21 protein-coding genes are annotated in these 18,333 nt (G+C 52.2%); 17 read left to right on the forward strand and 4 right to left on the reverse strand.

Annotated features, from left to right (window positions below; translation table 11 throughout):
* Positions 1 to 72 precede the first annotated feature (72 nt).
* On the reverse strand, positions 73 to 540 hold the full coding sequence (locus AC3Y5R_RS01525) for a glycoside hydrolase family protein (protein WP_489919925.1): 468 nt from the start codon (positions 538 to 540) through the stop codon (positions 73 to 75).
* A gap of 259 nt (positions 541 to 799) precedes the next feature.
* Positions 800 to 1,165, reverse strand: a complete 366-nt coding sequence (locus tag AC3Y5R_RS01530; RefSeq protein WP_489919837.1) for an antiterminator Q family protein — start codon at positions 1,163 to 1,165, stop codon at positions 800 to 802.
* 322 nt (positions 1,166 to 1,487) lie between these two features.
* Here AC3Y5R_RS01530 and AC3Y5R_RS01535 point away from each other — a divergent pair, with 322 nt between their 5' ends.
* From AC3Y5R_RS01535 to AC3Y5R_RS01545, 3 genes are all read left to right on the forward strand, one after another.
* Entirely contained in the window at positions 1,488 to 2,090 is a 603-nt protein-coding gene (locus AC3Y5R_RS01535) for an XRE family transcriptional regulator (protein ID WP_489919838.1), read from the forward strand.
* Positions 2,091 to 2,474: 384 nt separating this feature from the next.
* Positions 2,475 to 2,651 (forward strand): hypothetical protein, encoded by a 177-nt coding sequence (locus AC3Y5R_RS01540; protein WP_489919839.1) that lies wholly within the window; start codon positions 2,475 to 2,477, stop codon positions 2,649 to 2,651.
* A gap of 140 nt (positions 2,652 to 2,791) precedes the next feature.
* The gene (locus AC3Y5R_RS01545; protein WP_489919840.1) at positions 2,792 to 4,003 is read left to right on the forward strand and encodes a diguanylate phosphodiesterase; all 1,212 of its coding nucleotides are present in this window, start codon (positions 2,792 to 2,794) and stop codon (positions 4,001 to 4,003) included.
* Positions 4,004 to 4,285: 282 nt separating this feature from the next.
* On the opposite strand, the gene AC3Y5R_RS01550 is transcribed toward AC3Y5R_RS01545, so the two are convergent.
* Both AC3Y5R_RS01550 and fliE read right to left on the reverse strand, forming a co-directional pair.
* The gene (locus AC3Y5R_RS01550) at positions 4,286 to 5,020 is read right to left on the reverse strand and encodes a YoaK family protein (protein WP_489919841.1); all 735 of its coding nucleotides are present in this window, start codon (positions 5,018 to 5,020) and stop codon (positions 4,286 to 4,288) included.
* 641 nt (positions 5,021 to 5,661) lie between these two features.
* Positions 5,662 to 5,973: a flagellar hook-basal body complex protein FliE gene (gene fliE / locus AC3Y5R_RS01555; protein ID WP_489919842.1), complete on the reverse strand. Its 312-nt coding sequence runs from the start codon at positions 5,971 to 5,973 to the stop codon at positions 5,662 to 5,664.
* A gap of 228 nt (positions 5,974 to 6,201) precedes the next feature.
* Here fliE and fliF point away from each other — a divergent pair, with 228 nt between their 5' ends.
* The 14 genes from fliF (at position 6,202) to rcsA (ending at position 18,255) form a co-directional block, all read left to right on the forward strand.
* The gene (gene fliF, locus AC3Y5R_RS01560; RefSeq protein ID WP_489919843.1) at positions 6,202 to 7,929 is read left to right on the forward strand and encodes a flagellar basal-body MS-ring/collar protein FliF; all 1,728 of its coding nucleotides are present in this window, start codon (positions 6,202 to 6,204) and stop codon (positions 7,927 to 7,929) included.
* Complete coding sequence (gene fliG, locus AC3Y5R_RS01565; protein ID WP_158784432.1) at positions 7,926 to 8,918, forward strand: flagellar motor switch protein FliG; 993 nt, start codon at positions 7,926 to 7,928, stop codon at positions 8,916 to 8,918. Before fliF ends, fliG begins: the two co-directional genes overlap by 4 nt.
* Positions 8,911 to 9,603: a flagellar assembly protein FliH gene (fliH, locus tag AC3Y5R_RS01570; RefSeq protein WP_489919844.1), complete on the forward strand. Its 693-nt coding sequence runs from the start codon at positions 8,911 to 8,913 to the stop codon at positions 9,601 to 9,603. The genes fliG and fliH overlap by 8 nt, the downstream gene beginning before the upstream one ends.
* Entirely contained in the window at positions 9,603 to 10,964 is a 1,362-nt protein-coding gene (gene fliI / locus AC3Y5R_RS01575) for a flagellar protein export ATPase FliI (protein ID WP_489919845.1), read from the forward strand. The genes fliH and fliI overlap by 1 nt, the downstream gene beginning before the upstream one ends.
* Before the next feature lie 15 nt (positions 10,965 to 10,979).
* Positions 10,980 to 11,426 (forward strand): flagellar export protein FliJ, encoded by a 447-nt coding sequence (gene fliJ / locus AC3Y5R_RS01580; RefSeq protein WP_489919846.1) that lies wholly within the window; start codon positions 10,980 to 10,982, stop codon positions 11,424 to 11,426.
* Positions 11,423 to 12,724, forward strand: a complete 1,302-nt coding sequence (locus AC3Y5R_RS01585; protein ID WP_489919847.1) for a flagellar hook-length control protein FliK — start codon at positions 11,423 to 11,425, stop codon at positions 12,722 to 12,724. The genes fliJ and AC3Y5R_RS01585 overlap by 4 nt, the downstream gene beginning before the upstream one ends.
* 149 nt (positions 12,725 to 12,873) lie before the next feature.
* Positions 12,874 to 13,353 (forward strand): flagellar basal body-associated protein FliL, encoded by a 480-nt coding sequence (gene fliL / locus AC3Y5R_RS01590; protein ID WP_489919848.1) that lies wholly within the window; start codon positions 12,874 to 12,876, stop codon positions 13,351 to 13,353.
* Positions 13,354 to 13,359: 6 nt separating this feature from the next.
* The gene (gene fliM / locus AC3Y5R_RS01595) at positions 13,360 to 14,367 is read left to right on the forward strand and encodes a flagellar motor switch protein FliM (RefSeq protein ID WP_489919849.1); all 1,008 of its coding nucleotides are present in this window, start codon (positions 13,360 to 13,362) and stop codon (positions 14,365 to 14,367) included.
* On the forward strand, positions 14,360 to 14,761 hold the full coding sequence (gene fliN / locus AC3Y5R_RS01600; RefSeq protein ID WP_489919850.1) for a flagellar motor switch protein FliN: 402 nt from the start codon (positions 14,360 to 14,362) through the stop codon (positions 14,759 to 14,761). Before fliM ends, fliN begins: the two co-directional genes overlap by 8 nt.
* The gene (gene fliO, locus AC3Y5R_RS01605; protein ID WP_489919851.1) at positions 14,762 to 15,160 is read left to right on the forward strand and encodes a flagellar biosynthetic protein FliO; all 399 of its coding nucleotides are present in this window, start codon (positions 14,762 to 14,764) and stop codon (positions 15,158 to 15,160) included.
* Entirely contained in the window at positions 15,160 to 15,894 is a 735-nt protein-coding gene (gene fliP, locus AC3Y5R_RS01610; protein ID WP_489919852.1) for a flagellar type III secretion system pore protein FliP, read from the forward strand. Before fliO ends, fliP begins: the two co-directional genes overlap by 1 nt.
* 19 nt (positions 15,895 to 15,913) lie before the next feature.
* Positions 15,914 to 16,183 (forward strand): flagellar biosynthesis protein FliQ, encoded by a 270-nt coding sequence (gene fliQ / locus AC3Y5R_RS01615; protein ID WP_158784422.1) that lies wholly within the window; start codon positions 15,914 to 15,916, stop codon positions 16,181 to 16,183.
* On the forward strand, positions 16,183 to 16,968 hold the full coding sequence (gene fliR, locus AC3Y5R_RS01620) for a flagellar biosynthetic protein FliR (protein WP_489919853.1): 786 nt from the start codon (positions 16,183 to 16,185) through the stop codon (positions 16,966 to 16,968). The genes fliQ and fliR overlap by 1 nt, the downstream gene beginning before the upstream one ends.
* Positions 16,969 to 17,619: 651 nt before the next feature.
* Positions 17,620 to 18,255 carry a transcriptional regulator RcsA gene (rcsA, locus tag AC3Y5R_RS01625; RefSeq protein WP_489919854.1) on the forward strand — a complete coding sequence of 212 codons (636 nt, stop codon included), beginning with the start codon at positions 17,620 to 17,622 and terminating at the stop codon, positions 18,253 to 18,255.
* The last annotated feature ends 78 nt before the right edge of the window (positions 18,256 to 18,333 follow it).

The following is an 18,333-nucleotide window of genomic DNA, read 5'->3' on the forward strand; positions in this document are numbered from 1 at the left end:
ACGACATCCTGCTTATTTTATTCCTGCCCCATGCTTAACCGGCAGTGACTTATCCTTATTAGTAGCGCAAACTTAAATTAATCCCTGATAAGCATCGTATGTTCCGCTGCGCATCACCTCAGCATGACGGTGAGCTCTGAGCGGGGTTTGCCTCGCCCAGAGACTGCTGAGCATACCTTCCGCTGCGGCATCGAAGTGGCCACCAGCAATCATCATCAGCGTATTTTTAAACGCGCTCAACCCGCTAATTCCCAGTTGATAAGCCATGCTGTAAAGCACATCGGCCCGCGCGTCATTACACTTATCCAGCGCGGCTTTCAGCGCCGGAACCAGCTTCATCTGCCGGATTTTTTCATCGAGAATCTGCTGCATCCAGACATCGCCGACGCTGCGGGGAATGCTGAACTGATAATTAGCCAGAGAGGCATTTCTGGGACCAACTAAAATGCCGCAGCCAACGGTGGGATAACCTTCAGTATCTGTATAGGGCCGTTCTCTGTAGCCCTCTTCACAGGAAAGAATTTCAATTATTTTGCTCATCATCGACCTCCAGAGCGAATAATTCACTAAAACAGAAATTAAGTGGGTGGTGAGTTTCCCCTGGTGAAACTTTCTTTTATCAGGAAGCATTCACGCTACCGAACAATCACTGTATGAATGCTGTTCTTATCACACTAGAACGGATATTGCGTACGCAACTCGTTTTAGCTAAAAAAAAACATAAATTATTTTTTTATTTTCATTAGAGTCCTTTTCTTCAATGAAAAATAAAGAGATTAATTTTTGTGAAACAAGATCATTAATTTTCACACTCAAGTTCAATCTCCAGTGTGCTGAGAGCGCCCTCGACAAAACCCTCTGCCATTTGCAGCTGTTTACGAATGGTGCCATCGGCGCAACGGCGACGTTGGGCAATGGTACGAAGGGAAAGACGGTAATGGTAGTGAGCAACCAGCAGAGCGTGCTCTTCAGGGTGGTTCAGCTTCAGACGACTGATGCAGCTGTCGAGGATTATTCCATCGTTATCAGTGCAGATCAGGCTGCGGGGAGCAGAAGAAGTGATAAGCCCACGAAACCCGGCGGCAATGTGTGAATAATTGACGCCGCTGCGTTCAGTGGCTGCCCAGCCGCCCCACATTTCCAGTAACAGTTTAATATCTCGCATATATTCTCCTTTCACAGTGGAGATGGCACAGGATGCAAAGAACTTTTCAGCGCCTTTTGTCAACAGCTGCTAGTTTGAAAAAGTCATGACAATCGCGTACGAACCGGCAATGCCAGCACACGGTGTGGGTAGGGAGTTGCCAGCGGTTAGGCTGGGCGGCCAGGGTGTTAAAGAGCGGCAGATGCACGGCCTGTAATAGCCCGAAGCAATCTTGAAAAACCGTTTAAGTATCACCTCACCTTAAGTAATAGCAAAGGTTATTAAAACTGACAATAGCAAAGCGTGTTTGACGAAAAATACGCATCGCTATAAATTCTGGTATATGAAACCTAATACGCTCGCCTACCGACTGAACATGGCCATGTCCATGATGGAGATCACTCAGGGTGCTTTAGCCAAAGCATCAGGGGTATCCCAGCCCACAATATGGCGTCTCACTAAAGGAGAAGCCGAAGGTTCCCGTAAGCTGGTCGATATTGCCAGAGCGCTTGATGTCAACGTGCAGTGGCTGGCAAGTGGCGAAGGCGAAATGCGGGGTAACGTCGGATTAAGCGCCGCCGACAAAGTAAAGAGTGGTACTACTATCGCGGTCTGGGGATCAAAAGGCAAAACGGCAGAGATGGTCTCCGCACCTAACGGTGTGAAGGCGAAGAAAAGCTGGCGAGCCTACATCCTGGAAAGGAACAGTGGCTGTTCCGAAGCCACTGCCGGCACTATCGTGATCATTGATACCGACGTACCACCTGAATCTGGAGATTTGGTGATGGCCAGAGTTGCTGCCCGCATCTCCGTCTACCGTTACCTCGAAGGCCCTTCCAGTGGTTTTTTAACCGTGGACGACCCCCGCCTGCCTGCCGTAGAGCTGTCTGAAGAGGCAGAATTGATCGGTGTTGCAATCTTTTTGATCCGTGATTTGAGGCGATAAGTCGTCATATCCTGCCCCGGCAGAATGGTCTCCTTATAGTGGCCTCCGGACACTCTGTGTAACACAGATATCATCAGTTTATCCTCGCGAAATTCCACCCTCTGTACAGTTAATCTGCGCAGAGGGTATGGCGCATTGATTCAACTGAATAGATTAGTAAAGCTTTTAATAACATCGCCAGAATAAAGCGTAAAAAAATCGTTAATAAAAAATTTAATTGTTAAATAACATAAAGTTACATCAATAACATAAGTTATTCAACCAATACCTATTGATATAAATAATAACTATAGCTATCGTTTTTCTGGTGAAATGGATTCCTGACGTTAACCTGTTTGTCGGGCCGCCGTCTGCGGTGTTGATTTTTCCTGACCGGAGAGACTTATGACCACCATCATCTGGAAAACCGCGGCTCCCTTTGGCACCAGCAAAAGCCGTTACAAAGCCCGTCGCCTTAAGGCTCAGACGGAGCGGGTCAGAAGTAAGCAACTGGCACGTAAGGTGGCTCAGACTCTGTCAGGGTGCAGCCTGCGCGTATTGCTGGTCCTGCCTGAGGAGTAATCTGCTGCAAACTTTTACTGTTTTTATATACAGTATTATTTTTTCTGGCCGACAAGCAAGGATTTTTCACCACAGCAGGACAAAAGCAGTAAAGCTTCTGGTAAGGTACTTGCGTTAAAAACCTGTTACTGGAATATGCCATGTTGTCGACCATTATCTATCGCAGCCATCTTTGTGATGATGTTCCCATTAAGTCTCTGGAAGAACTGGCTGTTAAAGCAAATACAATCAATGAATTGCATGGCGTTACTGGCATTCTGCTGTTCAACGGCACCCATTTTTTTCAGGTGCTGGAAGGCCAGGAAGAGTCAGTGCGAAAAATTTACGACCGCATCTGCACCGACGACCGGCATCATAATGTTGTTGAACTGATGCGTGATTACGCCCCTTCCCGGCGCTTTGGTAATGCGGGAATGGAGCTCTTTGATCTGCGGAAATACGACAGAGCCTCGGTGCTGCAGGCGTTGCTGGATAAAGGGACGTCAAAATATCAGCTGACCTACGATGACCGGGCACTGCAGTTCCTCAGGACGTTTGTCGAAGCCCGTGAGAGGGAAAACTATTTCGAAGTTCCCTCTGACGGCGGCTGGGAGTTTATTGCCGATGAACAAACGGCGGTGAAAGGTGATGCCAGCCTGCCGGAGGCTGAAGAGTTCAGCTTTGCTTTCCAGCCAATCATCGATCCCATGTCGCTGGAAATCGTCTCGCTGGAGGCACTTATTCGTACAGCCGGAGGGGGTTCATCCGTCGAATACTTCTCACAGCTCTCACGCGATGAAGTGTACAAAGCAGACATCCGTTCCAAGAAACTGGCCTTTGCCATGGCGAAAGCACTGGGAATTCAGGGCCTGACGCTGTCAGTAAACCTGCTGCCAATGTCGTTGGTGATGGTGCCGGACTCGGTAGATTTCCTGTTACGGGAGATTGAAGCCAACGGCCTGGTGCCGGAGCAGATTGTGGTGGAAGTAACGGAAGATGAAGCCATTTCGCGCATTGACGAATTTGATAATGTGATCAGGCAACTAAAGTCTGCGGGTATCAGCCTGGCCATCGACGATTTTGGTGCCGGTTCGGCTGGCCTGCAGCTGCTAGCCCGGTTCCAGCCGGACATAGTAAAAATTGACCGCAATATCATTGCTGACGTGCACAAAAGCGGCCCAAAACAGGCCATTATTCAGGCCATCATCAAGTGCTGCGCCTCACTGGAAATTACCTTGATTGCGGAAGGGGTGGAAAAACCTGAAGAGTGGATGTGGCTGGAATCCGCCGGGATCTGCAACTTCCAGGGCTTCCTGTTCGCCCGCCCTGCCATCAACGGCATTCCCGCCGTCGCCTGGCCGGAAAAGAAATGATTCCCCGCCTGAGTCCTTTTGAGCAATCAGTAGCATGATTGTGAGAGTGCCCGCTTCAGCTACTCAGGCCAGCACAAAACAGACGCAATCATTGTTACGAATTTAGAATAACATTATACAGGTTCCTGCCGACAGGTACTCCAGAATGCCGGGGTACCTGCCATACGGTTTCATCCAAACCTGTGCCTCGACGCACTTCTTGCTGTCGGGGTGACAGAGAACACTATGCGTTGCCATTAGGCTGAAAAGTTGTAGGCCTTTGGCAACAGGAATGCTCGCCGTCTACGGGTAAATTTTATTCTTTTTATTGGCATGGTTTTTGAGCGTCGCGTTTGATGCCATGTAAATCAGTATAAAACCTATAAGGATCAGAAATTGGTATCCAATCAGGTGAAAAAGCCATATACCAACGACTCCGCCCGCCAGAAATGACATTAGCGTTAAGAAATGTAGTCTCAGTCGCTCCAGGTAGACAGGAGCATCTTGCAGTGACTCTCGCCTGAACAACACATCAAAAAGCATGGCTAACTCAATACCGATGTCAGTTGAAGTGCCAGACACATGTGTAGTCCTTACTCGGGCATTAGATATTCGCGTTACCACTGCATTTTGCAGACCCATTAAGAAACTTAAGGATAAGACGAGAATCCTTCCAGGAGATGCTGGAGTGAACCAGCTTTCAACAATACCCAGTAAAATGAGAGCAGAGCCTTCAATAAAGATATTGAATGCGAATATTGAACGAATGTTCTTCCTCCGCCCTGCATTGATAATAATGGTGGAAAACGCGGAGCCGGTTATAAAAATACAGACAATCGTCAGGAAAAATATCCCTGTTCCAAAACTTGCCCTGGCAAGATTATCTGACAATGAGGAAACATTACCGGTCATGTTCGCAGAGAAAAAACCCACAGCCTCAAATGCTGCAGTATTAAGAGCCCCGGCCACGGAAGCAAGGGTACATGCAAGCTGTTTATCAGCAGTACTGCTGCGGGAGTTTTCAAAGCTGATTAACATAGTGCCTACAATGGTCAACCAAGATGCACATATGTTCCACCTATTCGTTTAAAGTAACAAGCCCAATCATTATCAAAAAATGTTGTACAACCGCCCCTGTCTTTGCATAAATTTCGTTCGGCGTTATTTGAGCAATGTTTCAGGTCCAGACAGGAAGTATCAAAAGTAAAGCCAGCCTGTGCTTACAACTCTTTTTATAAATTTTAATTAGTTATAAAAATTTTGCTGAGTTAAACATACTAATATCAATCTTCTGGCAGGAGTACATCATGCAACTCCTGGAGCGCCTTGAGACTGAGAGATGTTATAATGCCCGATATTTATCGAAATGCCTTATAGATCATTGTGCATCGAACCCCTGATGACCTGGTTAAATAAGCCGCCCCTATTCTGACCGGCCATTGTTGTGACACATATGCATACCGATCTTTATCAACTGGTGCGAACTGAACTACGTTGCTTATCTGATGGAACACGCTGACGCCCGGAGGGCATATCGGATTTACGGCTCATGGATGAACGAAAATGATGAGGCGCAGCTGAACATCATGAATTCAAAACTGAACGACTTTGCCCCACACTGGCCCTACAACAAAACCGCCTGAAGCTTTTTAACTCTATTTCTTATATAGTTAGAACACCTAAACCTGCATATTCATAATGTCCGTATAGGCACTGATCAGCTTGTTACGCACCTGAATGCCCAGCTGCATTGACACGCTCGACTTCTGCATATCGACCATCACGTCATTCAGATTGACGCCTGGTTTGCCCATCTCAAAATCCTGTGCCTGACTGCGCGCTTCGTTCTGCGTGTCGCTGATTTTGTTCAGCGCCGCCTTCAGCTCACCGGCGAAATCAGCATGGCTGCCAGCATCAACGCTCTTGCCACTGGCCTGAATCGCTGCGGTTTGCAGCTGTTGCATCACACTCTCAATAACCTGAATTGCCATCGTTTACTCCGGTTGTCTTATCACGGTGATTTTCACTGTTGGAAAACTTAACACAATGTCAATAAGACAAAGCCGCTAAATAAGAGCAAAAATCATGGCTTATCCACCCATCGAATTTGCCGATTCAGAAAATAATGGCAGCCATCAGAAGTGAAAATTTTGAGTCGAGCCGCTCAGGGAGTCAGTTTTGTTACGACACTACACGAAACAGTCCGGCAGGAAAGAGTCATGAATGCAACTGTCACGCAGGATCAACCAGAGAAGAAGGGGCTGAACGAGCTCTTCGCTCGCCTACGCGCTAATCCTCGCATCCCAATTATCATTGCGGCTGCGGCGGCCGTAGCCATCGTTATCGCCATGGTGCTCTGGGCCAAACAGCCCGACTACCGTGTGCTTTATAACAACCTCAGCAATGAGGATGGCGGCGCCATTATCACTCAGCTGACCCAGATGAACGTTCCTTATCAGTTTGATGATAAGAGCGGTGCTATTACGGTTCCGGCTGAAAAAGTCTACGAGCTGCGTCTGCGTCTGGCACAACAGGGCCTGCCAAAAGGCGGCGCAGTAGGCTTCGAACTGCTGGATCAGGAGAAATTCGGCATCAGCCAGTTCAGCGAGCAGGTAAACTACCAGCGCGCACTGGAAGGTGAACTCTCACGTACCATCGAAACCTTAGGCCCGGTGAAGAACGTTCGTGTTCACCTTGCCATGCCAAAACCTTCTCTGTTCGTCCGTGAGCAGAAAGCACCAACCGCCTCCGTGACCCTAACCCTGCAGCCGGGCCGCGCGCTCGACCAGGGGCAGGTCAGCGCCATCGTGCACATGGTCTCCAGCAGCGTTGCCGGCCTTCCGCCGGGTAACGTGACCGTCGTCGACCAGGCCGGTCACCTGCTGACCCAGTCTGATAACGCCGGACGCGACCTCAACGATGCGCAGCTGAAATACGCCACCGACGTTGAAAACCGTTTCCAGCAACGTATTGAAGCGATCCTAAACCCGATTGTCGGCAACGGCAACGTCCACGCTCAGGTTACCGCGCAGATCGACTTTAACGCCCGCGAACAGACTGATGAGAAATATCAGCCTAACAGCGACCCGGCAAACCAGGCTATTCGCTCACGCCAGACCAGCAACAGCGAACAACTGGGCAGTGCATATCCGGGTGGTGTCCCCGGCGCCCTGTCCAACCAGCCTGCCCCTGCCAACAGCGCGCCGGTAAATACGCCGAACAATAACAACAACCAGGCGAACGGCAATACAGCAAACGGCAACACCGCGAACAACGCTGCGGCGAACCAGAACAGCAGCACCGCGAAAAGCAGTGGACCGTCAAATACATCGAATGCTGACACCACTAACTATGAAGTGGACCGCACTATCCTCCACACCAAAATGAATGTGGGTGAAGTGCAGCGCCTGTCTGTAGCGGTGGTTGTTAATTATAAAACTGATGCTGCCGGTAAGCCTGTCGCCATGAGCGATGCGCAGATTAAGCAGATTGAAAACCTGACTCGCGAAGCAATGGGCTTCTCGGACAAGCGTGGCGACAGTCTGAACGTGGTCAACTCACCGTTTACCGAAACGGCTGAGACCGGTGGCGACCTGCCATTCTGGCAGCAGCAGTCCTTCATCGACCAGATGATGGAAGCAGGGCGCTGGTTGCTGGTGCTGATTGTGGCCTGGATCCTCTACCGCAAACTGGTTCGTCCGCAGCTGCGTCGTAAAGCTGAACAGGAGAAAGCCGTGGCAGAAGCCATCGCGATGGCTAACCAGAATCGAGATCCGGAAGATGAAGCCGTCTCCGTCAAGCTGTCGAAAGACGAGCTTGAGCAAGAACGTAAGTCTCAGCACCGCATGAGTGCTGAGGTAATGAGCCAGCGCATTCGCGAGATGTCAGAAAACGACCCGCGTGTTGTGGCTCTGGTCATTCGCCAGTGGATGAAGGACGAACTATGAGTCTCACCGGTACCGAAAAAAGCGCCATCCTGATGATGACGATTGGCGAAGACCGTGCTGCAGAGGTGTTTAAACACCTCGGCACCCGCGAAGTGCAGCACCTGAGTACTGCCATCTCCAATATGCGTCAGGTTTCCCACAAGCAGCTGACTGAAGTGCTGCGGGAATTTGAAACCGACGCCGAGCAGTTCGCGGCGCTGAGCGTCAACTCGAATGACTATCTGCGTTCCGTGCTGGTGAAAGCGCTGGGCGAAGAGCGTGCTTCCAGCCTGCTGGAAGACATTCTTGAGACTCGCGAAACCACCAGCGGAATGGAAACGCTCAACTTTATGGAACCGCAGGCTGCTGCCGACCTTATTCGCGACGAGCATCCGCAGATTATCGCCACCATCCTGGTGCACCTCAACCGCGCCCAGGCAGCCGATATTCTGGCGCAGTTCGACGAGCGCCTGCGTCACGACGTGATGCTGCGTATCGCCACCTTCGGCGGCGTACAGCCTGCCGCGCTGGCGGAACTGACCGAAGTGCTGAATGGCCTGCTCGATGGTCAGAACCTCAAGCGCGCGAAGATGGGCGGCGTGAGAACCGCAGCGGAAATCATCAACCTGATGAAAACGCAGCAGGAAGAAGCGGTTATCGAAGCGGTTCGCGAGTTCGACGGCGAGCTGGCACAGAAAATTATCGACGAGATGTTCCTGTTCGAAAACCTGGTGGAAGTCGACGACCGCAGCATTCAGCGCCTGCTGCAGGAAGTGGAGTCCGAATCTCTGCTGGTCGCCCTGAAAGGCTCCGAACAGCCGCTGCGCGAGAAGTTCCTGCGCAACATGTCCCAGCGTGCCGCGGATATCCTGCGCGACGACCTGGCAAACCGTGGTCCGATGCGTATGTCTGCGGTCGAGAACGAGCAGAAAGCAATCCTGCTTATCGTCCGTCGTCTGGCAGAAAGCGGCGAGATGGTGATCGGTGGTGGCGAGGAACAGTATGTCTGATAAATCATCGCTGCCCTGGCAGCGCTGGCAGCCCAATGACCTCGGGCAGCTGAACAACCCGCTGATTGAGGAGTTTATTGAGCCAGCTGCCCTGCCGGAAGATCCTTTCAATCAGCAGCAGTTCGAGCTGGAACAGCTGCAGAATCAGGTGCGCAATGAAGCGCAGGGCCTGGGCTATGCCGAGGGGCAGCAGAAGGGATACAGCGAAGGTCAGAAAGCGGGTTATGAGGCCGGTTTCCAGCAGGGGCTGGAAGAAGCTCAGCAGCAACAGGCTCCTTTGCAGGCGCGCATGCAGCAGCTGGTGTCCGAATTCCACCATACGCTGGAAGCGCTGGACAGCGTCATTGCTGCCCGTCTGATGCAGCTGGCTCTGGAAGCCGCGCGTCAGGTGATTGGCCAGGCACCGCACGTTGACGGTACCGCCCTGCTCCGCCAGATCCAGGGGATGATCCAGCAGGAACCAATGTTCAGCGGGAAACCCACGCTGCGCGTGCATCCTGACGATTTACAGCGCGTTGAGCAGACGCTCGGTGCCACGCTCAGCCTGCACGGCTGGCGACTGCTGGCCGACAGCACCCTCCACCCGGGTGGCTGCAAGGTCAGCGCGGAAGATGGCGATCTGGATGCCAGTATCGCCACCCGCTGGCATGAACTCTGCCGCCTGGCGGCACCGGGAGAACTGTAATGACCACCCGCCTGTCGCGCTGGCTTGGCGCACTTGACTCCTTTGAACAGCGTCTGGCCCAGGTGCCGGACGTTCGCCGTTACGGCCGCCTGACCCGCGCCACCGGTCTGGTACTGGAAGCCACCGGCCTGCAGTTACCGTTAGGTGCGACCTGCGTGATTGAGCGCAGCGACGCCAACGGCATTGCGGAAGTGGAAAGCGAAGTGGTGGGCTTCAACGGCCAGCGGCTGTTTCTGATGCCGCTGGAAGAAGTGGAAGGCATTTTGCCTGGCGCGCGCGTGTATGCCCGCGTCGCCGGGGACCAGAAACACAGTGGCAAGCAGCTGATGCTTGGCCCGGAGTTGTTGGGCCGCGTGCTGGATGGCAGCGGGCGCCCACTGGATGGCCTGCCTTCACCGGAAACCGGCTACCGTGCGCCACTGATCACTCCCCCCTTCAACCCTTTGCAACGTACGCCGATAACTGAAGTGCTGGATACCGGCGTGCGCGCCATCAACGCCCTGCTGACCGTTGGTCGCGGACAGCGTATGGGCCTGTTTGCCGGTTCTGGTGTGGGGAAAAGTGTGCTGCTGGGCATGATGGCCCGCTACACCAAAGCCGATGTGATTGTGGTCGGTCTGATCGGCGAACGTGGCCGCGAAGTGAAAGACTTTATCGAGAACATCCTCGGCACCGAAGGCCGCGCCCGCTCGGTAGTGATCGCCGCACCGGCTGACGTTTCACCACTGCTGCGTATGCAGGGTGCCGCTTATGCCACGCGCATTGCCGAAGATTTCCGTGACCGTGGCCAGCACGTACTGCTGATTATGGATTCACTGACCCGTTACGCCATGGCACAGCGTGAAATTGCACTTGCGATTGGTGAGCCACCGGCAACCAAAGGCTACCCGCCTTCCGTGTTCGCCAAGCTGCCCGCTCTGGTCGAGCGTGCCGGTAATGGCATTGATGGTGGTGGCTCAATTACCGCTTTCTATACGGTACTTACCGAAGGAGATGACCAGCAGGACCCGATTGCCGACTCAGCACGCGCCATTCTCGATGGCCATATTGTTCTGTCGCGCCGCCTGGCTGAATCAGGTCACTACCCAGCCATTGATATTGAAGCTTCAATCAGCCGCGTGATGGCGCATCTGATTGATGACACACATTACGCGCGGGTTCGACAGTTCAAACAGCTGCTGTCTAGCTATCAGCGGAACCGCGACCTGGTCAGCGTGGGAGCTTATGCCGCAGGCACCGACCCCATGCTGGACAAGGCGATCAAACTCTACCCTGAGCTGGAAACCTTCCTGCAGCAGGGCATGTTTGAGCGCAGTTCCTTTGACGATGCCTGTCTGCATTTACAGGCAATTTTCGGCTAACGAGCGGAGGGGAATATGCCAAAGGTTGCATCACCAATTGAAACCCTGCGTGACCTGGCGCAGAAAGATCTGGAAAAAGCCGCCATCCAGCTGGGTGACGTGCGCCGGGCCCAGAAGCAGGCTGATGAACAATTAACCATGCTGCTCAGCTACCAGGATGATTACCGTAATACCCTGAACAACACCATGACGGAAGGGATTGCCAGTACCCGCTGGTACAACTTTCACCAGTTTATCGACACGCTGGAAAAGGCCATCGAACAGCACCGCCAGCAGCTGGCGCACTGGAACGGCCGAGTGGAGAAGGCGCTTAATTTCTGGCGCGACAAACAGCAGCGGCTGCATGCCTACGAAACGCTGCAGGCCCGCGCGCTGGCAAACGAATTATTACAGGAAAACCGTCTCGATCAGAAACGGATGGATGAATTTGCCCAACGGGCATCATTGAGGAAAGGCGAATGAATGTGCCATTTGTGACGAGCGGGACCAAAGTCAGCGCCACCACCACTGCGTCAACTTCTGCCACGGCGACCACCGACCCGGGTACGGAGACTTCTGCCACTGACGTGGGTGAAACCGCACACAACAGCGGCTCACAGGGTTTCCTTACGCTGTTGGGCAACAAGCTCCTGACTCTTGCGAAACAGAGGGAAACCGCAGCGCAAACCACCCCGGCAGAGGCCGACAACGAAACGGCTGGCGCATCGTCAAAAGCGAAGATCGACAGTCTTCTGGCTTCACAGGACTTGCCTGGAAAGCTGAACGCGCTGCTGCAGAAATCAAAAGTCAGCACCGACGGCAAAGGCGAGACGACCACCGACAGCACTGAAGCGGCATCCACCGCTTCAGCCACGCTCAGCACCAGCGATATGCAGGCACTACAGGCTCTGTTCGCCATGTTGCCTCCGGCCCCTCAGCAGCCCACTGACACCCTCACGGCGAAAGGCGGCGACACGCTGGAGAGCGATGGTAGCATCAAGGGCGGTAAGACCACTCTTGCCTCACTGCTGTCCGGCAAAGAGAGCGCCACCAGCGATGACGAAGCCACCAGCAAAGCCGGTGATAAAAGCGGCAAGATCGGCAGTACCACGCTGACTGCCGCGACCGGTTCGCAAAAGTCCACGACGGACACCAGCGCGGCTAATACTGCATTCCAGCAGGTGTTAAGCAGCGTAACGAGGGATGCCGACAAAGAAAATTCAAGTTCTGCCCCGGCCCCGACGATAACCAATAATGTGATCAGTGCCGCATCCGCTGCCCTGACGCCAGCCACCACCACCCTGGTGACAGCTCCGGCCACTTCTCAACTGAGTTCGCAGTTGGGCAGCCCGGAATGGCAGCAGGCGCTGGGACAGCAGATCGTGATGTTCAGCCGTAACGGACAGCAGACCGCCGAACTGCACCTGCACCCGCAGGACCTGGGCAGCATCCAGATCAGCCTGAAGCTGGATAACGACCAGGCTCAGCTGAATATGGTTTCAGGCAACAGCCACGTGCGCGCCGCGCTGGAAGCAGCCCTTCCCCAGTTGCGAACTGCACTGGCAGAAAGCGGAATCAACCTCGGCCAGAGCAATGTCAGCAGCGACGCTTTCCAGCAGGGCCAGAGCTTCAGCGGGCAGCAGGGGCAGCAGCAAAACAACAGTCGTGGCAACACATTTAGTCTTGCCAGTGAAAATGATGGTGATGTAACCCCGATTGCCGTTCCTGCCGCGCTGCAGTCTCGTGCAGCCGGTTCCAGCGCTGTTGATATTTTCGCCTGACGGTAACAAACGCATAAGCTAACGGCAAAATCCGCGCCTTTTCTACCAATTGTTTAGAACAGGACGCGGGATAATCTGCCCATAAAGCCGTGGGACAGTGGATAAGTTCAGTCCACACCTCGAAATAATCACAGGAAGTTATAGCTCATATGACTGATAAAAAAGCCAAAAGCGGCAAAAGCAAGCTCCTGATACCGTTAATAGTATTGGTACTACTGGTAGCTTGCGGCGCTGGGGGCTACGTGGTCTGGCACATGATGAAGGGCCCTGCTGACGCCACTAAGGCTGCGAAGCCTGAGCCACCCCCTGCGCCGGTCTTCTTTACCCTGGACACCTTTACCGTGAACCTGATCAACCAGGATAACGATTCTGACCGCGTGCTGTATGTAGGCTTTACCCTGCGCCTGCCCGATCAGGACACGCTGCGCCGGATGACCGATTATCTGCCGGAAGTGCGCAGCCGTTTACTGCTGCTGCTCTCCCGCCAGAACGCTGCAGCATTGAGCAACGAGCAGGGTAAGCAGGAACTGGTTAATCAGATTAAAACTGTACTGGCACCGCCGCTGGTACCGGGACAACCTCAGCAGACGGTGAATGATGTGCTGTTCACTGCCTTCATCCTGAGGTAAGGCAAAATGGGCGACAGCATTCTCTCACAGGCAGAAATTGACGCGCTGCTCAATGGCGACAGCGAAAGCGCGGCAGAAGAAAACGTCAGCAGCGTGGGCGACAATGACATTCGTCCTTACGATCCCAATACCCAGCGTCGCATGGTTCGCGAACGTCTGCAGGCGCTGGAGATCATTAACGAACGTTTTGCGCGCTCGTACCGTATGGCGCTGTTTAACCTGCTCCGCCGTAGCCCGGATATCACCGTCGGTGCGATTAAAATTCAGCCTTACCATGAATTTGCCCGCAACCTGCCGGTGCCAACCAACTTAAACCTGATCCATCTGAAACCGCTGCGCGGTACGGCTCTGGTTGTGTTCTCTCCGAGCCTGGTCTTTATCGCCGTGGATAACCTTTTTGGCGGTGACGGTCGTTTTCCGACCAAGGTTGAGGGACGTGAATTTACGGCAACCGAACAACGTGTGATCCGCAAGATGCTGAAGCTGGCGCTTGAAGGCTACAGCGAAGCGTGGAAACCGATCTACCCGCTGGACGTGGAATACGTACGCTCTGAAATGCAGGTCAAGTTTACCAACATCACCACCTCTCCGAACGACATTGTGATCACCACACCGTTCCAGGTGGAAATTGGCAACCTGATTGGGGAATTCAACATCTGTATTCCGTTCAGCATGATTGAACCGCTGCGCGAAACGCTGGTGAATCCCCCGCTGGAGAACTCGCGTCAGGAAGACCATAACTGGCGTGAAACGCTGGTTAAGCAGGTTCAGCACTCTGAGCTGGAGCTGATCGCCAACTTTGCCGACGTGTCGATGCGCATCTCAAGCCTGCTGGCACTGAAACCTGGCGACGTATTACCGATTGATAAACCGGACCGCATTATCGCTCATGTGGATGGCGTGCCGGTATTAACCAGCCAGTACGGCACCCTGAACGGGCAGTACGCGCTGCGTGTGGAACATCTGATTAACCCGATTTTGAATTCGATGAATGAGGAACAGCCCGATGAGTGACACCAAGAAGCCGTCCGAAGACGACATCTCCGCGGACGACCTGTGGGCTGACGCGATGAACGAGCAGTCCGGCAGCTCCTCGCAAGAAGGGGTGTTTAAAACTCTGGAAAACAATGACATCTCCGGGTCGCTGCAGGATATAGACCTGATTATGGATATCCCGGTCAAGCTGACCGTTGAGCTGGGCCGCACCAAAATGACCATTAAAGAGCTGCTGCGCCTGACTCAGGGTTCCGTGGTCGCGCTGGACGGTCTGGCTGGTGAGCCACTGGATATTCTGATTAACGGTTATCTGATTGCTCAGGGTGAAGTGGTGGTGGTCGCCGATAAATACGGCGTGCGCATTACCGATATCATCACCCCGTCAGAACGTATGCGTCGCCTGAGTCGTTAAATGAATACCAACACCAGTCAGGTGCAGCAGCAACCCACCGCCCAGCCGGTTATCTCTACCGGCTCGATGCTGACGCAGGTCAGCAGCGTACTGGCGATCATTATTCTGTTAATTCTGGCCTGTGCCTGGGTAACCAAACGCCTTGGTTTCACCCCTAAACGTGGGAGCACGGGTCAGAGCCTGTCCGTCAGCGCCAGTTGCCAGGTCGGCCAGCGCGAACGTGTGGTGATTGTTGATGTGGAAGACGCCCGCCTGGTGCTGGGCGTTACCGGTCAGCAGATCACCCATCTGCATACCCTGCCGCCGAAACCGCCGCAGGAAAATCCGGAAGCTCCGGCTGCGACGGCAGATTTCCGTCAGGTTTTACAGACGTTAATCAAACGCCCCGGAAAGCCATAATGAAACGCTCTCTTCCCCTGCTGGCGCTGCTTCTGCTGCTGGCACCCAATGTTCACGCCCAGCTGCCGGGCCTGATCAGCCATCCGATTGCGAATGGTGGTCAGAGCTGGTCGCTGCCGGTACAGACGCTGGTGTTTATCACCTCGCTGACCTTCCTTCCGGCTATTTTACTGATGATGACCAGCTTCACGCGCATCATTATTGTGTTTGGCCTGTTGCGTAACGCCCTGGGCACGCCCTCTGCGCCACCGAACCAGGTGCTGCTTGGCCTGGCGCTGTTCCTGACCTTCTTTATTATGGGGCCGGTGTTTGACAGAATTTACCAGGATGCCTATCTGCCATTCAGCCAGGACAAGATCACCATGGACGTGGCGATCGATAAAGGGGCTCAGCCGCTGCGTGAATTTATGCTGCGTCAGACCCGCGAAGCTGACCTGGCGCTGTTTGCCCGCCTGGCGAACACCCCGCCATTGCAGGGACCGGAAGCCGTGCCGATGCGTATTCTGCTGCCTGCTTATGTGACCAGCGAACTGAAAACGGCTTTCCAGATTGGTTTTACCGTTTTCATCCCGTTCCTGATTATTGACCTGGTTGTCGCCAGTGTGCTGATGGCGCTGGGGATGATGATGGTACCGCCTGCAACAATATCGCTGCCGTTTAAGCTGATGCTGTTCGTGCTGGTTGACGGCTGGCAGCTGCTGATTGGTTCACTGGCACAAAGTTTCTACTCTTAAATTTTCTCCGGAGTCACTTATGACACCTGAATCGGTCATGGTTATTGGTCACGATGCAATGCAGGTAGCGCTTGCTCTGGCCGCCCCGCTGCTGCTGGCGGCTCTGGTCAGCGGCCTGCTGATCAGCCTGCTGCAGGCGGCAACACAGATTAACGAACAGACTCTCTCCTTTATCCCTAAAATTCTGGCCGTGGTCACCACCATGGTGGTAGCCGGTCCGTGGATGTTAAATCTGATCCTGGATTACATGCGCACCCTGTTTAACAATCTGCCTTACATGATCGGCTAATGATCAACATCGACAGTAATGAACTGCTGATGTGGGTGAGCCAGCTGTTCTGGCCGCTGGCCCGCGTTCTTGCCCTGATCATGACTGCGCCGTTGCTCAGCGAAAAGTCGATCGGTAAAAAGGTTAAAATCGGTCTCGGACTGATGATTACCTATGTGCTGATCCCTTCACTTCCGCCGGTTAACGTGACTTTGTTCTCAGTTGGCGGTTTCTGGCTGCTGTTGCAGCAAATTTTAATTGGTATTGCGATTGGTTTTACGATGCAATTCGCGTTCACGGCGGTCAGGCTGGCCGGCGAAGTGATCGGTCTGCAAATGGGACTGTCATTCGCCACCTTCTTCGATCCCGCCAGCCGTCTGAACATGCCGGTGCTGGCGCGTTTTCTCGATATTCTCGCCATGCTGCTGTTTTTATCCTTTAACGGCCACCTCTGGCTGATCTCGATGGTGGCCGACAGTTTTCACACCCTGCCAATCGGTGGCGACCCGATAAATGGCAATGCTTTTATGGCGCTTACTAAAGCGGCAGGTATGATTTTCCTTAACGGAATGCGATTAGCGTTACCGCTAATAACTTTGCTGCTCACCCTTAACCTGGCCCTGGGTTTGTTAAACCGTGTTTCACCACAACTGTCCGTTTTCGCCATTGGCTTCCCTGTCACCTTATCGTTAGGCATGGTGTTCCTGAGCCTGATGATGCCTCTGCTGGCCCCGTTCTGCGAACATCTGTTCAGCGAAGTGTTTGATTTACTCGCGAGTGTTCTGAGTGAACTCCCTGCCAGATAAATTAATGTATGGACTGATGCATAATTAGCTATTGTTAAGCAGTAGAAATATATCTTTGCATTTTTCGAACCAGTTTTATCAGAATTTCCTTAAGGAAATTCTGATAAATTGCCCGCCGCAATGAAAATTATTCTTATTAAGTTCTGATTAGCGTATTTTGTTTCTCGAAACGGATGAAATGTTACGTGAACGTTAATGCTCGCAAAATACATAACATCTTGTTTTAGCGAGATGTTTTATTTTTGTTAGTTTTTCTTGTATCAAACTGCGTTTTACGGCATTGTCAACACTCATCTCCGGGTCACTCATTCGCGAGGTGAATGTTTTTTAGGAATCGTCCTATCAGATTTTTCTGTGTTCTGCGCGATAGTGGCGGGGTTCACAAAATGATGCCGAAAGTTGTTGTAAGACAAATCTGCCAACGGGTCTGCCTGAAAGATCGCTCTTTCAGCGTCACGGCCGGGCATTATGTCGACCAAACTCAAATGTTACATCGGGCATGGACGAGTCAGTCGGAGCATGAGGCTCAGAATGATTCAATGCTGAAGTACTAATAACAAGACTGAAATCAGAACGCTTACTCTCTAAACTACACAATCGCGTAATTCATCGTTGATTTAAACGGATAACAATTTGGTGAGGGTCGCAATAATGCCTACAATTATAATGGATTCATGCAGCTATACACGACTAGGGCTTACAGATTATATGACGGTGAAAGGAGTTAAAAAGAAAAATATAACTTCTGTTACCGATATTGATCAGTTACAAACCAAATGCCAACAGTACCAGCCAGGCGTAGTTTTTATTAATGAAGATTGCTTTATTCATGAAGCAGATGCCAGCCAGCGCATAAGAACAATTATTATGCAGCATCCTGACACACTGTTCTTCATCTTTATGGCGATATCCAATATCCATTTTGAGGAATACCTCTACGTTCGTAAGAACCTGATTATTACATCAAAATCGATAAAACCGGCTACGCTGGACAATCTGCTGCTGTCGTATTTTCAAAAGAAACTCAACGTTTCGCCACGTTATTCCGCTGGTTTCGACGTTCATCCACTGACGTTAAGCCAGACAGAATCAAACATGTTAAAAATGTGGATGTCTGGTCACGATACCATTCAGATATCGGACAAAATGCAAATTAAGGCCAAGACAGTTTCTTCCCACAAGGGAAATATTAAACGTAAAATTAAAACACACAACAAACAGGTTATTTATCATGTTGTCCGTTTAACGGATTACGTCACCAGCGGTATCTACGTTAATGTAAGATAACAAGATGTGAAAAAGCCGACGCTTGTCGGCTTTTTTATTTTCTTTTTTTACATCTTTATGACAGATATAGTCCGGTAA

It is taken from the genome of Erwinia sp. 009765445 (assembly GCF_058137865.1).

Bases quoted from the DNA above. Each gene is read 5' to 3' on its own strand.
- fliG (WP_158784432.1), top strand. From the start codon at position 7,926: ATGAGTCTCACCGGTACCGAAAAAAGCGCCATCCTGATGATGACGATT.
- fliJ (WP_489919846.1), top strand. From the start codon at position 10,980: ATGCCAAAGGTTGCATCACCAATTGAAACCCTGCGTGACCTGGCGCAG.
- fliR (WP_489919853.1), top strand. From the start codon at position 16,183: ATGATCAACATCGACAGTAATGAACTGCTGATGTGGGTGAGCCAGCTG.
- fliO (WP_489919851.1), top strand. From the start codon at position 14,762: ATGAATACCAACACCAGTCAGGTGCAGCAGCAACCCACCGCCCAGCCG.
- fliH (WP_489919844.1), top strand. From the start codon at position 8,911: ATGTCTGATAAATCATCGCTGCCCTGGCAGCGCTGGCAGCCCAATGAC.
- fliF (WP_489919843.1), top strand. From the start codon at position 6,202: ATGAATGCAACTGTCACGCAGGATCAACCAGAGAAGAAGGGGCTGAAC.
- AC3Y5R_RS01550 (WP_489919841.1), bottom strand. From the start codon at position 5,020: ATGTTAATCAGCTTTGAAAACTCCCGCAGCAGTACTGCTGATAAACAG.
- fliM (WP_489919849.1), top strand. From the start codon at position 13,360: ATGGGCGACAGCATTCTCTCACAGGCAGAAATTGACGCGCTGCTCAAT.
- rcsA (WP_489919854.1), top strand. From the start codon at position 17,620: ATGCCTACAATTATAATGGATTCATGCAGCTATACACGACTAGGGCTT.
- fliI (WP_489919845.1), top strand. From the start codon at position 9,603: ATGACCACCCGCCTGTCGCGCTGGCTTGGCGCACTTGACTCCTTTGAA.
- fliE (WP_489919842.1), bottom strand. From the start codon at position 5,973: ATGGCAATTCAGGTTATTGAGAGTGTGATGCAACAGCTGCAAACCGCA.
- AC3Y5R_RS01585 (WP_489919847.1), top strand. From the start codon at position 11,423: ATGAATGTGCCATTTGTGACGAGCGGGACCAAAGTCAGCGCCACCACC.
- fliL (WP_489919848.1), top strand. From the start codon at position 12,874: ATGACTGATAAAAAAGCCAAAAGCGGCAAAAGCAAGCTCCTGATACCG.
- AC3Y5R_RS01540 (WP_489919839.1), top strand. From the start codon at position 2,475: ATGACCACCATCATCTGGAAAACCGCGGCTCCCTTTGGCACCAGCAAA.
- AC3Y5R_RS01545 (WP_489919840.1), top strand. From the start codon at position 2,792: ATGTTGTCGACCATTATCTATCGCAGCCATCTTTGTGATGATGTTCCC.
- fliN (WP_489919850.1), top strand. From the start codon at position 14,360: ATGAGTGACACCAAGAAGCCGTCCGAAGACGACATCTCCGCGGACGAC.
- fliQ (WP_158784422.1), top strand. From the start codon at position 15,914: ATGACACCTGAATCGGTCATGGTTATTGGTCACGATGCAATGCAGGTA.
- fliP (WP_489919852.1), top strand. From the start codon at position 15,160: ATGAAACGCTCTCTTCCCCTGCTGGCGCTGCTTCTGCTGCTGGCACCC.
- AC3Y5R_RS01525 (WP_489919925.1), bottom strand. From the start codon at position 540: ATGAGCAAAATAATTGAAATTCTTTCCTGTGAAGAGGGCTACAGAGAA.
- AC3Y5R_RS01530 (WP_489919837.1), bottom strand. From the start codon at position 1,165: ATGCGAGATATTAAACTGTTACTGGAAATGTGGGGCGGCTGGGCAGCC.
- AC3Y5R_RS01535 (WP_489919838.1), top strand. From the start codon at position 1,488: ATGAAACCTAATACGCTCGCCTACCGACTGAACATGGCCATGTCCATG.